Origin of the sequence: Amycolatopsis sp. NPDC005232 (assembly GCF_040607795.1) — a bacterium.
Lineage (GTDB): Bacteria > Actinomycetota > Actinomycetes > Mycobacteriales > Pseudonocardiaceae > Amycolatopsis.
Genome location: NZ_JBEXHL010000014.1, coordinates 210609 through 222660 on the forward strand (window position 1 = coordinate 210609; position 12052 = coordinate 222660).

General features: G+C 70.8%; 15 protein-coding genes. 13 read left to right on the forward strand and 2 right to left on the reverse strand.

Features of this window, described 5'->3' with window-relative positions; genetic code table 11:
- Positions 1 to 46: 46 nt before the first annotated feature.
- The 9 genes from ABZU76_RS26525 to ABZU76_RS26565 all read left to right on the forward strand — a co-directional run bounded on the left by ABZU76_RS26525 (position 47) and on the right by ABZU76_RS26565 (position 6906).
- Positions 47 to 406 (forward strand): CD225/dispanin family protein, encoded by a 360-nt coding sequence (locus ABZU76_RS26525; RefSeq protein WP_220242783.1) that lies wholly within the window; start codon positions 47 to 49, stop codon positions 404 to 406.
- Positions 403 to 852 (forward strand): DUF2752 domain-containing protein, encoded by a 450-nt coding sequence (locus tag ABZU76_RS26530; RefSeq protein ID WP_354874107.1) that lies wholly within the window; start codon positions 403 to 405, stop codon positions 850 to 852. Before ABZU76_RS26525 ends, ABZU76_RS26530 begins: the two co-directional genes overlap by 4 nt.
- 195 nt (positions 853 to 1047) lie before the next feature.
- On the forward strand, positions 1048 to 2268 hold the full coding sequence (locus ABZU76_RS26535; RefSeq protein ID WP_354874109.1) for an RDD family protein: 1221 nt from the start codon (positions 1048 to 1050) through the stop codon (positions 2266 to 2268).
- A gap of 121 nt (positions 2269 to 2389) precedes the next feature.
- Entirely contained in the window at positions 2390 to 2869 is a 480-nt protein-coding gene (locus tag ABZU76_RS26540) for a CD225/dispanin family protein (protein ID WP_354874111.1), read from the forward strand.
- 57 nt (positions 2870 to 2926) lie between these two features.
- Positions 2927 to 3688: a DNA repair protein RecO gene (gene recO / locus ABZU76_RS26545; protein ID WP_354874113.1), complete on the forward strand. Its 762-nt coding sequence runs from the start codon at positions 2927 to 2929 to the stop codon at positions 3686 to 3688.
- 43 nt (positions 3689 to 3731) lie between these two features.
- Positions 3732 to 4568 (forward strand): isoprenyl transferase, encoded by an 837-nt coding sequence (locus ABZU76_RS26550; RefSeq protein ID WP_354874115.1) that lies wholly within the window; start codon positions 3732 to 3734, stop codon positions 4566 to 4568.
- Entirely contained in the window at positions 4565 to 4981 is a 417-nt protein-coding gene (locus ABZU76_RS26555; RefSeq protein ID WP_220242778.1) for a YbjN domain-containing protein, read from the forward strand. Before ABZU76_RS26550 ends, ABZU76_RS26555 begins: the two co-directional genes overlap by 4 nt.
- A gap of 129 nt (positions 4982 to 5110) precedes the next feature.
- On the forward strand, positions 5111 to 6130 hold the full coding sequence (locus tag ABZU76_RS26560) for a permease (protein ID WP_354874118.1): 1020 nt from the start codon (positions 5111 to 5113) through the stop codon (positions 6128 to 6130).
- Positions 6127 to 6906 (forward strand): TIGR03943 family protein, encoded by a 780-nt coding sequence (locus ABZU76_RS26565; protein ID WP_354874120.1) that lies wholly within the window; start codon positions 6127 to 6129, stop codon positions 6904 to 6906. The genes ABZU76_RS26560 and ABZU76_RS26565 overlap by 4 nt, the downstream gene beginning before the upstream one ends.
- A gap of 6 nt (positions 6907 to 6912) precedes the next feature.
- Here ABZU76_RS26565 and ABZU76_RS26570 read toward each other — a convergent pair whose 3' ends face one another.
- Positions 6913 to 7356 (reverse strand): Fur family transcriptional regulator, encoded by a 444-nt coding sequence (locus tag ABZU76_RS26570; protein ID WP_354874122.1) that lies wholly within the window; start codon positions 7354 to 7356, stop codon positions 6913 to 6915.
- Between the two features lie 2 nt (positions 7357 to 7358).
- Positions 7359 to 7760 carry a metalloregulator ArsR/SmtB family transcription factor gene (locus tag ABZU76_RS26575; RefSeq protein WP_354874124.1) on the reverse strand — a complete coding sequence of 134 codons (402 nt, stop codon included), beginning with the start codon at positions 7758 to 7760 and terminating at the stop codon, positions 7359 to 7361.
- Between the two features lie 280 nt (positions 7761 to 8040).
- Between ABZU76_RS26575 and ABZU76_RS26580 the strand changes: the two genes are divergently transcribed.
- From ABZU76_RS26580 to ABZU76_RS26595, 4 genes are all read left to right on the forward strand, one after another.
- On the forward strand, positions 8041 to 9150 hold the full coding sequence (locus tag ABZU76_RS26580; RefSeq protein WP_354874126.1) for a hypothetical protein: 1110 nt from the start codon (positions 8041 to 8043) through the stop codon (positions 9148 to 9150).
- Positions 9151 to 9156: 6 nt separating this feature from the next.
- On the forward strand, positions 9157 to 9795 hold the full coding sequence (locus tag ABZU76_RS26585) for a class F sortase (RefSeq protein WP_354874128.1): 639 nt from the start codon (positions 9157 to 9159) through the stop codon (positions 9793 to 9795).
- 75 nt (positions 9796 to 9870) lie between these two features.
- A complete protein-coding gene (locus ABZU76_RS26590) occupies positions 9871 to 10524 on the forward strand; it encodes a class F sortase (protein ID WP_354874130.1) in 654 nt (217 codons plus the stop codon).
- Between the two features lie 91 nt (positions 10525 to 10615).
- The gene (locus ABZU76_RS26595) at positions 10616 to 12004 is read left to right on the forward strand and encodes a glycine--tRNA ligase (RefSeq protein ID WP_354874212.1); all 1389 of its coding nucleotides are present in this window, start codon (positions 10616 to 10618) and stop codon (positions 12002 to 12004) included.
- The last annotated feature ends 48 nt before the right edge of the window (positions 12005 to 12052 follow it).

Sequence of the window (12052 nt, forward strand, 5' to 3'; positions counted from 1 at the left end):
GGTAGCGTCAGTACCCTCAGCGCACTACGGACAGCAGGGGGACGCGATGACCGGCCCGTACCCGCCACCCGGCGGGCAGTACCCGCCGCCTCCCGGCGGCCCGTACTACTACGGCGGCCCGCAGCCGAACTTCCCGCCGCCGCCGGACAACCGGCTCGTGTGGGGGATCCTCACCACGATCTTCTGCTGCCTGCCGCTCGGGATCGTCTCCATCGTGAAGGCCAATGAGGTCAACTCTCTGTGGTACCAGGGCCGCTTCGCCGAAGCGCAGCACGCCGCGGACCAGGCGGGCAAATGGGCCATGTGGTCGGCGCTGGCGATTCCCATCGGCATCGTGGCGTACCTGCTGGTGGTGCTGTTCGTGTTCCTGATCGCGGGCACGTCCGCCGGGTTCTGGTCGTCGTGAGCACCGTCTACACGGGAATCCCGGTGCGGGGCGCGCGAGCCACGGCGCGGGCGCTGGCCGGGCCGGCGGCCGTGGTCGCGGGGCTCGGCGTGTGCTGCGCCGCCGTGTGGCTAGGTGATCCGACGACGCCGGGCGGGCCGTTGCCGGTGTGTCCCACCAAGTTCCTCTTCGGTATCGACTGTCCGGGTTGCGGCGGTATGCGGATGGCCTACAGCCTCATGCACGGCGACCTCGCCGGCGCCGTGCACTACAACGCGGTGGCGCTCGTGTTCGTGGCGCTGTTCGCGTGGAGCGGTGTCGCGTGGGCCGTCGGGCGGCTGCGCGGACGGGCGGTTCGGTCGTGGCTGCACTGGCGCCGCACGCCGCTCGTGGTGGCAGTGGTGTTCGCGATCTGGTTCGTGGTGCGGAACCTGCCTTTCGCGCCGTTCACCGGTTTGTCGGTCTGAGTTTTCCTTCTGCCGGAACCGTCTTCGCTTCCCGTTCGTCGTACGGGTTTCGGGTCGCCACCCGGTGCGGACGCCTAGCTGGGCCGACCTCGTCCGGACCAGGTACGCTCCCGCGCACCGGCCCGTCCTCATCGGACTCGGCCGGTTCTCGCGTGCCACCGCGCGCGGGTCAGGACGAGCGAGGGGGAGAACACGATGACCGATCCCTACGGCCGGCCCATGGGGCAGCCGCAGGGCCAGCCGCCCTTCGGACAACCTGGTTCGGGGCAGCAGCCGTTCGGCACACCCGGCGGCTTCGGCCAGCAACCGCCTTCGGGCGGGTTCCCCCAGCAACCCGGCGGTTTCGGGCAACAGCCCGGTTTCGGGCAGCCGGGTCAGGCGCAGCCGGGCTTCGGTCAGCCGGACGCGCAGGGCCAGCCGGGCTTCGGACAGCCCGGTTTCGGTCAGCCGCCCGCCGGTGGTTTCGGCCAGCCGCCCGCGTTCGGGCAGCCCGGTGGGTTCGGTCAGCCGAACCCGTACGGCCCGCCCGGCGGTACCTACGCGAACTGGGGCCAGCGCGTCGGCGCCTACCTGATCGACTTCGGACCGTTCTTCGTCGTGGGCATCATCGCGGCGCTGGTGTCGATCGCTTCGCCGACCGTGGGCGGAATCCTGTACTGGCTGGCGATTCTCGCCAATCTCGGCTGGACGATCTACAACCGCTGGATCACCGCGGGCAACACCGGCCAGTCGCTGGGCAAGCGGATCGTCGGGATCAAGCTCATCAGCGAGGCCACCGGACAGCCGATCGGCGCCGGCATGGCGTTCCTGCGCGACCTCGCGCACGTCCTCGACAACCTGGTCTGCGCGATCGGTTACCTGTGGCCGCTGTGGGACGACAAGTCCCAGACCTTCTCGGACAAGATCCTCGGTACCGTCGTGGTGCCCGCCGATGCCGCGCCCGCGGGCCAGTTCGGGCAGCCGGGCTTCGGCCAGCAGCAGCCCTTCGGCGGCGGGTTCCCGCCCGCCGGGCAGCAGCCGGGCGGGTTCGCCCAGCAGCCCGCCGGGTTCGGGCAGCAGCCGAGCGGGTTCGGCGCGCAGCCCGGGTTCGGGCAGCCGGGTCAGCCGGCCGCCGGCGGTTTCGGCCAGCCGGGTCAGGCACCGTCGGGTGGTTTCGGCCAGCCCGGTGCACCGGCCAGTGGCGGATTCGCGCAGCCGGGCGCCGAGTCGCCGGGCGCGACCGCGTTCGAGCAGGCCGAGCCCACGCAGATGCTCAAGCCGGGCGGCGGCGCCGCCCAGCCCGAGAGCGGTGCGTTCGACGGAGCCGAGCGCACGCAGATGCTGCAGCCGGGTTCGCCGGTCGCGGAAGCGCCCGCGCAGCCCGAAGAGACGCAGAAGATCCAGCCGGGCGGGTTCGGCCAGCCGCCGCAGCATTGACCCGCGAAGCCGCTGCACCGATCGACAGCGCCGGGCCACGGCTTCGATCGGGCAGGGGCGCGGACGAAGACCCACGGCGGGGGGAGCTCGCCGGAAGCACGAGGAGTTTGGGGAACCAGTCATGACCAATCCGTACGGTCAGCCTCAGCCGCAGCCGCCCTACGGCCAGCAGCCGTCCGGCCCGATGCCGACGCCGTATGGCCAGCAAGGCCAGTACGGCCAGCAGGGTCAGTACGGCCAGCAGGGTCAGTACGGCCAGCAGGCGCCGTTCGGGCAGCCCGGCTTCGGCCCCGGCATGGGGATGCCGCCGGGCGGCGACATCAACGCCATCAAGGAGTACAAGGGCTGGGCGATCGGCTGCATCTTCCTGATGTGGATCCTCGCGATCTTCGCGATCATGAAGTCCAACGAGGTCCGCACCTTCAAGATGCAGGGCAACTACGCGATGGCCCAGCAGGCGTCGCAGACCACGAAGACGCTGTGCCTGATCGCCACGATCATCGGCGGCATCGGCTACGCCCTCGCGATCACGTTCCTGATCATCGGGATCGTCGCGGCGACCACGGTCAGCACGTACTGCACCGGCTACTACGGCTGCTGACGCGCTGAACCAGGGTGTCTCCGCCCCGGCATCGCCCGGAAGTGGGACGATGTCGGGGTGGTGAACCTCTACCGCGACACCGGAGTGGTGCTGCGCACGCACAAGCTGGGTGAGGCCGACCGGATCATCACCCTGCTGACCCGCCGGCACGGGAAGGTCCGTGCCGTGGCCAAGGGCGTGCGCCGCACCTCGTCGCGGTTCGGGGCCCGGCTGGAGCCCTTCGGGCACGTGGACGTGCAGTTCTACACCGGCCGCACGCTCGACGTGATCACCCAGGTCGAGACCGTGGACGCGTTCGCGCTGCCGCTGGTCGCCGACTACCAGCGCTACACCGCGGCCAGCGCGATCGCCGAGACCGCCGACCGGCTCTCGGCCGAAGAGGGCGAGCCGGTCCTCAAGCTGTACCTGCTGGTCGTGGGCGCGTTGCGCGCGCTCGCGAGCGGTGAACGCGACGCCTCCCTCGTCCTCGACGCGTTTTTCCTGCGGGCCATGGCCTACGCCGGCTGGGCGCCCGCCATCACCGAGTGCGCCCGCTGCGGCCTGCCCGGCCCGCACGCCGCGTTCAACGTGGCCGCCGGCGGCTCGATGTGCCCGGACTGCCGCATCGCGGGTTCCGTGCACCCCGCGCCCGAGGTGCTCACCCTGCTCGAGGCCCTGTTGCACGGCGAATGGCCGGTGGCGGAGGCTTCGCACGGCGTGACCCGGCGTGACGCGTCGGGCCTGGTGGCGGCTCACCTGCAGTGGCACCTCGAACGCCAGCTGCGTTCGCTTCCGCTGGTCGAACGGCGTGCCCGGGAGACCGTGACACCGGCCAAGTAGGGTCTTGCGCGTAGGAAATTTTCACTCTTCCAGGAGGCGCGAAGTGCTGCGCAGGGGACGCGAGGTCCGGGCGTCGGGATACGAGCTGCGGGCACCGGATCCGCACCCGTCGGGAGCCAGGCCACCGGAGATCCCGAAGGATCTCGTGCCGAAGCACGTGGCTCTGGTGATGGACGGCAACGGGCGCTGGGCCAACCAGCGCGGCCTGCCCCGCATCGAGGGTCACAAGCGCGGCGAGGCCGTGATGATCGACGTCGCCAGCGGCGCCGTCGAGCTCGGCGTGAAATGGCTTTCGGTCTACGCGTTCTCCACGGAGAACTGGAAGCGCAGCCCGGAGGAGGTGCGCTTCCTCATGGGCTTCAACCGCGACACCATCCGGCGCCAGGTCGACTACCTTGGCTCGATCGGCGTGCGCATCCGCTGGGCGGGGCGCCGGCCGAAGCTGTGGGCCAGCGTGATCAAGGAGCTGCAGGTCGCGGAAGAGAAGACCAAGAACAACACGGCGCTGAACATGACGATGTGCGTCAACTACGGCGGGCGCGCGGAGCTCGGTGACGCGATGCGCCGGATCGCCCAGGACGTGGTCGAGGGCAAGCTCAAGGCCGACAAGATCGACGAGCGCACGATCGCGAAGTACCTGTACCAGCCCGACATGCCCGACGTCGACCTGTTCCTGCGGCCCTCGGGCGAGCAGCGCACGTCGAACTTCATGCTGTGGCAGTCGGCGTACGCGGAGATGGTCTTCCAGGACACGCTCTTCCCCGACTTCGACCGCACGCACCTGTGGAACGCCTGCCTCGAGTTCGCCAAGCGCGACCGCCGGTTCGGTGCCGCCGTCGACCAGGCGGAAGCCGAGCGCGCGGCCGGGGAAGCGTCGTGAGCACCTCGGAGGCCGCCGAAACGGCGGCGCTGCTCGGGCTCGCACGCGAGGCCCTCGAGCGCTACCTCGACGTCAACGTGGACGACGACGGCGCGATCACCTTCCGCCACGCCGAGGTCCCGTGCGTCATCCAGGCCACGCGCCTGGCTGACGGGCTCACGGTGCTGAGCCTGACCTGCGTGGTGGCGTGGGATCTGCCGGACAACCCGGCGATCGCCGTCGCCGTGGCCGAACGCGCGGGGCAGGGCCTGTTCGGCACGCTCGGCGTCGGGCACACCGACAGCGGAGTCGACGTGACGTTGCGGTACGCGTTCCCGGCCGAGGGCATGGACCCGTCGGCGCTGGGCACGTTGCTGATGCTCGTGGTCTCGACCGCGTCGCAGCTGCGGACGGAACTGCCGGGTCTGGACTGAGCTTCGCGCCCGGCTTGTCCGATTGACGGGGGCGCGAACGGCGGATTCGGGCCGAAACCGGTCCGAGCGGTCCCCTCGTGCTGTGTCCCGCTGGGATCGGGCGGGCCCGGGCTGGCATCATCGGGCCTCGTGAAAACCCTTGTCGACAACGCGCCCGAGCAGAAGCGGCGCGCGCGGCGGATCCGGGTCAGCTCGATCGAGATCCTTTGCGCTGTGCTGCTTGTCGCGATCCTCGCGCAGGGCCGGTTGCAGGACCTGTTCGACGTGCCCGCGCTGCGCACCGGCTCCACGGTGTTCGTCGCCGTGTGCGTGCAGGCGCTGCCGTTCCTCGTGCTCGGCGTGCTGATCAGCGGTGCGATCGCCGCGTTCGTGCCCGCGCGGGTGCTGGAACGCGTGCTGCCCAAGCGCGCGAGCGCGGCGGTGGGGGTCGCCGGGCTCGCCGGCGTCGCGCTGCCCGGGTGCGAGTGCGCGTCCGTGCCGGTGGCGCGGCGGCTGATCGGCCAGGGGGTCGCGCCGGCCGCGGCGCTCACGTTCCTGCTGGCGGCGCCCGCGGTGAACCCGGTGGTGCTGGTGGCTACGGCGGTCGCGTTCCCCGGACGGCCGGAGATGGTGCTGGCGCGGTTCCTGGGCTCGCTCGCGACGTCGATGGTGATGGGCTGGATCTGGGCCCGCTGGGGCAAGCTCTCGTGGATCACCGAACGCGCGCTGCGGCGGCTGCCCGACGTCGAGCCGGGGCAGCGGTGGAAGGTCTTCGCCGAGACCGCGCGCACGGATCTCGTTGAGGCAGGCGGATTTCTGGTCTTGGGCGCGCTGATCTCGGCGACGCTCAACGTGCTCGTGCCCGCGAAGTGGTTCGGGGTGCTGGCGGACCAGGTCGTAGTCGGCGTGATCGTGATGGCGGTGCTGGCCGTGGTGCTCGCGCTGTGCAGTGAGGCCGACGCGTTCGTGGCCGCTTCGCTGACCGCGGTGCCAATGCTGCCGAAGCTGGTGTTCCTCGTCGTCGGCCCGGCGATCGACGTGAAGCTGTTCGCGCTGCAGGCCGGCACGTTCGGAAAGTCGTTCGCGGTGCGGTTCGCGCCGGTGACGTTCGTGGTCGCCCTCTCGTGCGGCACGGTCGTGGGCGCGCTGCTGCTGGGTGGTGCGCGATGAGGCGCGAGACGCAGAACGTGCTGCTGATCCTCCTTGGCGGGGCGCTGGTGAAGATCGCGGTGAACGGCGACTACCTGCGCTACGTCAAGCCCGCGCAGCAGCCGTGGATCATCGCGGGCGGCGTGGTGATGCTGGTGCTCGGCACGGTCGCGATCCTGCGTGACCTCGTGGCGGCGCGGGCCACGGCGAAGGCGGCGGCGCTCGAGTCCGAGACAGCCGGCCACGAGGCCCCTGAAGGACACGACCACGTCGACGACGGCCACGGGCACGCCCATTCCGCGCGCTCGGCCTGGCTGCTGGTGGTGCCCGTGCTCGCGGTGTTCCTGGTGGCCCCACCCGCGCTCGGCGCCGACTCGGTCACGCGCACCACGGCTCGCGTGCCGCAGAGTGCCGCGACCACGTCGGCGGCCGCGTTCCCGCCGTTGCCGGCGGGCAAGGTCGTGGAGTTGGCAATGAACGAGGTCGTCACACGCGCGGGCTGGGATTCGAGCGGGACGATGAACGGCCGGACCATCGGCATGTCCGGGTTCGTCGTGCACGAGGGCAGCACCACGCTGCTGGCGCGTCTGGTGATCAGCTGCTGCGCCGCCGATGCGGCACCTGTCACCGTGCACCTGAAGGGCGGGGCCACCGACCGGTTCCCGAACGACACGTGGCTGCGGGTCACCGGACAGGTCGTGCCGGGCACGGCCAACGAGAACAACTCGTACACGCCCGATTTCGTGCCCGCGACCGTCGAGCGGATCGCCGCGCCGAAGGACCCCTACGAGTACTGAGCGGCCTCAGCTCGCGTGCTCGGCGCAGGTGCCCGTGATCTCCACGGTGTGGCTGATGTCGGAGAACCCGTGCTCGGAGGCGATCTTCTCGGCCCAGCGCTCCACTGCGGGGCCCTCGACCTCCACCGTGCGCCCGCACACGCGGCACACCAGGTGATGGTGGTGGTGCGTGGAGCAGCGGCGGTAAATGGCCTCGCCGGAGTCGGTGCGCAGCACGTCGATCTCGCCGGCCTCCGACAGCGACTGCAGCGTGCGGTACACGGTGGTCAGGCCGATGCCGTCGCCGCGCTTGCGCAGCTCGTCGTGCAGCTCCTGCGCGGAGCGGAAGTCGTCGACCGTGTTGAGCAGGTCGACCACCGCCGCGCGCTGCTTGGTCGAGCGGCGCCCGGGCACGGGGGCTGAGTTGGGGGTGGGGGCCGGTGGAGGCGCCGAGTGGGGGGTCGAGGTCATGGTCACTTCCCTTCCTGCACGTGGGCGACCGCGTCGACGACGATGTGGGCCAGGTGGTCGTCCACCAGGCGGTACACGACTTCCCGGCCCCGGCGTTCGCCCTGCACCACGCCCGCCGTCTTCAGCACCCGCAGGTGCTGGCTGATCAGCGGCTGAGCGACGTCGAGGGCGTCGACCAGCTCGTGGACGCACCGGTCGGCCTCGCGCAGCCGCAGCACGATGGCGATCCGGACGGGGGCGGCGAGCGCGCGCAGCAGGTCGCCGGCGTCGGCGAGCGCGGCGCCCGACGGACCCAGCGGACCTGCTGCCGGACCGGAAGCCTCGAGCGGGCCGGCCGGCGCCGTCGCCGGGTCACCGGACGTGCCGGTGCCGGCCGAAAGAGCGCCCGTGCTGGCCGGTGCCATCGTTGCCTCCCCTTGCGCGCGAAGCCACCGGACGAGCCGGCGGGTTCCGAAGTCGGATGTCATTGTCGACAACGGTCACGGTCATCGTAGTGTTCCCCTCAGCCGCCCCTGTCGGTCACCGGTCACTCACACCAGCCTCACCCGATCGGGTGAGTTCGTCAGGAATCGGCACTTCGGCTTCGCAACCGGTGGCCGACGGTGCAAGGTTGGCGTGGGGCGTTTCGTCGCTTCTCGTACGCTGACGATCCGCCCGAATCGAGGCGGAGGCAGTGGGGAGACAATGACTCGTTTCGTTACGAAGGCAGCGATCCTGGCGATGGCGGCGTTGCCCGCGCTCGCTCCGGTGGCAGCTGCCCAGACGACGCAGACCGTGAAGGCCGTCGACGAGAAGACCGGTCCCGTGTCGTTCGCCAACGTGGCGTCGGTGCGGCTGGGCTCCGACCCGCAGCACGGCGGCTCGCTGATCACCGAGACGCAGCGTTCACCGCTCACCCCCGGCCAGTCGAAGCTTTCGGCCGACCGCGTGGCCGTGCCGAAGAACGAAGGCGAGGGCTCGACGTTCGGCGGCAACTGGGAGGTCGACCTCGGCAAGTTCGGCTCCGCGGCCACGAGCCCCTACCCGGCCGGGATCGCGAGCCGCGACCACAACGTCGTCGCCGCCCTCCAGGCCACGAACGTGCCGACGGCCGTCGCCGAGACCAACTACGCCCTGCGCGACAACGCTCGCAGCAAGGCGCGCCCGGTCGACAACACGATGCTGGTGCTGGAAAGCGCGCGCAGCGCCGCCGACTGCTCGGCCCCGAACAAGGCCACCGGCACCACCACGCTCACCCGGCTCTGGGTGCGCGGAGAGGACGACACGCTCAAGCAGGTCGCGATGCCCACGGGCCCGGCCTCGCTGAGCGTGAAGAACCTGCGCATGGGCGCCCCCAGGGTCATCGACGGGGCCGACCCGACCAAGTCGCTCTCGGACGTCGTGGTGTCCCGCGTGTCCTCGTTCGACCAGCTGATCAGGCAGGACGGCTGGCGCAACGGCGACGTCACGGCTCAGGCCGGCTGGCGCGTCGACGTGACCACCCACGTCCTCGACAAGTCGGGTGAGGCGCTGCCGGACGTGAGCACCACGCTGGTGCTTGGCGGCGTGAGCTGCTCGATCCCGAAGAACTTCGTCGCCGTGTCCGGTGCCAGCGGCAACGGCAACGGCGCGACCGCGACGCAGCCGCCGGTGCCCACCGAGGTCCCCGCCGGTTACCTCGGCACGACCGCGGCCGCCCCGTCGAGCGACTACCGGCTGCCGCTGGGCCTCGGCCTGCTGGTCGCCGGCCTGGTGTTCGGCGGGCTCGCGATCGGGCTGGGCCGTCGGCGCACGGCGCGCTCGCGCGGCGAGTAGGTCCCCGTGCTGCGCACCGCGCTGACCGTCGTGTCGGCAGTGGTCGCCGTGCTCGCGCTGGCCGCGGGCGTGGTCGTGCTGACCTGGGGGCCCGCGCCTGTGCCCGCCGCCGCGGCGGAACCCCCACCCGGCTCGCTGCCGGGTGAAGACGGCGCGCCCGCCGAGCTGCCCGCGGACGGCGCCGCGGTCGGCGTGCAGCGCCCCGGCAGCATCCGGCTGCCCGACGGGTCCGAGGCCCGGCTCGTGCGCACCGAGGTGACGCGCGACGGGATCCTGCCGATCCCGCGTGGCCTCGGCGACGCCGCCTGGTGGGGCGCGCGCCTCGGCGCGAAGCAGGGTGCGGCCGTGCTGTCCGGTCACGTGAACTGGGCCGGCACGAAGGGACCGTTCGACGACCTGTGGCGCGTGCGCACGGGCGACAACGTGAGCATCGTCGACTCCTCGGGCGGGCATTGGCTCTACCGCGTGACCGGTGCGGCAACCCTGCGCAAGGAGCAGCTCCCGGAGCAGGCGCCGCAGTGGTTCGCGCAGACCGGGCCGCACCGGCTGGTGCTCGTGACGTGCGGTGGCGACTACATCGGCGGCACCGAGGGCTATGACGAGAACCGCATCGTCACGGCGAACCTGGTTTCGCGTCCGGACTGAGCACGATCGGGTGCAACCCCGGCCGCGTCCCGCGGCATGTCTTCCTGCGCACGACACACCGGAGCAGGGAGCACGATGCAAGGGACACAGGAACGGCCCGCGAGGACCAAGTGGGTACTGGCCGCCGTCGGGGCGGTGGTGGTGGCGGTGCTGGTTGCCGCCCTCCTGCTTTTCACGGGAAAAAATGAACCAGGTCTCGCCAGTGGCGCGTTCTCGGTACCGGTACCGGCGGCGGGAGCGGGGGCTGCGCAGCAGTCGGCGCAGAAGCAGGCCGACCCGGGGCAGACGCCCGGCACTGTGCTGCTGCCCGCTGGCGGTACGGCGAAGCTCGTGCAGGAACCGGTGGGTGACGACGGCGCGCTGGTGATCCCGCAGAGCCTTGCCGAGGCCGCGTGGTGGGGCTCGGGACTGGGCGCCGACCAGGGCGTCACGCTCTTCTCCGGACACGTGAACTGGAAGGGCAGCACCGGGCCGTTCGACCAGCTGTGGCAGGTCAAGCAGGGCCAGACGGTGACGGTCACCGACACCGCGGGCGGCAAGTGGAACTACCGCGTCGACGAGGTCCGCACGATCCACAAGTCGGGGCTCGCCGCGGAGTCCGCGAAGCTGTTTTCCCCGGACGGGCCCCACAAACTGGTGCTCGTCACGTGCGGTGGCGACTACGTCGGCGGCACCGAGGGCTACGACGACAACCGGGTCGTCACGGCGTCGCTGACGGGCCGGTCCTGAGCCCTGCTCACCTCGCCGGAAGCACCGCGGGGGCGGCCGGATACGCTGAACCTCCTAGTCCAACCGTCCCCGCATGCGTCCGGAGCGTGGAGTGCCCGCCAACACCATCGAAACCGTCGTCAGTCTGTGCAAGCGCCGTGGCTTCGTCTTCCCGTCGGGAGAGATCTACGGCGGCACCAAGTCGGCGTGGGACTACGGGCCTCTCGGCGTGGAGCTGAAGGACAACATCAAGCGCCAGTGGTGGAAGACCATGGTGCAGGGCCGCGAAGACGTGGTCGGTCTCGACTCGTCCGTGATCCTGCCGCGCCAGGTCTGGGTCGCCTCGGGTCACGTGAACGTGTTCACCGACCCGCTGATCGAGTGCCTCCACTGCCACAAGCGCTTCCGCGCCGACCAGCTCGCCGAGGACTACGAAGGCCGCACCGGCAAGGCGACGTCGGAGGACGACCTGTCCGACGTGCCGTGCCCCAACTGCGGCACGCGTGGCAAGTACACCGCGCCGCGCGACTTCAACATGATGCTCAAGACCTACCTCGGCCCGGTCGAATCCGAAGAAGGCCTGCACTACCTCCGCCCGGAGACCGCGCAGGGCATCTTCGTGAACTTCCTCAACGTGCAGACGGCTTCGCGCAAGAAGCCGCCGTTCGGCATCGGCCAGGTCGGCAAGTCCTTCCGCAACGAGATCACGCCGGGCAACTTCATCTTCCGCACGCGCGAGTTCGAGCAGATGGAGATGGAGTTCTTCGTCGAGCCGGGCGAGGACGAGCGCTGGCACCAGTACTGGATCGACGAGCGCACCAAGTGGTACACGGACCTCGGCATCAAGCCGGAGAACCTGCGCCACTTCGAGCACCCCAAGGAAAAGCTCTCGCACTACGCGAAGCGCACCGTGGACATCGAGTACCGGTTCGACTTCAACGCGGGCCAGGAGTGGGGCGAGCTCGAGGGCATCGCCAACCGCACCGACTTCGACCTCACCACGCACTCGAACCACTCGGGCGTGGACCTGTCGTTCTTCGACCAGGCCTCCGGCCAGCGCTACCGCCCGTTCGTCATCGAGCCGGCGGCCGGTGTCGGCCGCTCGATGATGGCGTTCCTCGTGGACTCCTTCGACGAGGAAGAAGTGCCCAACGCCAAGGGCGGCACCGACAAGCGCACCGTGCTGCACCTCGACCCGCGGCTCGCGCCGTTCAAGGCCGCCGTGCTGCCGCTCTCGCGCAACGCCGACCTCTCGCCCAAGGCGCGCGACCTCGCCGCGACCCTGCGCAAGCACTGGAACGTCGACTTCGACGACGCGCAGGCCATCGGCCGCCGCTACCGCCGCCAGGACGAGATCGGCACCCCGTACTGCGTCACCGTGGACTTCGACTCGCTCGAGGACCAGGCCGTCACGGTCCGCGAACGCGACAGCATGACCCAGGAACGCATCGCGATCGACAAGGTCGTGGACTACCTGGCTCCCCGCCTGCTCGGCTGCTGAAGCTTTTCGTACGCGGCCCTTCCCCGGTTTCGGGGGAGGGCCGTTCGT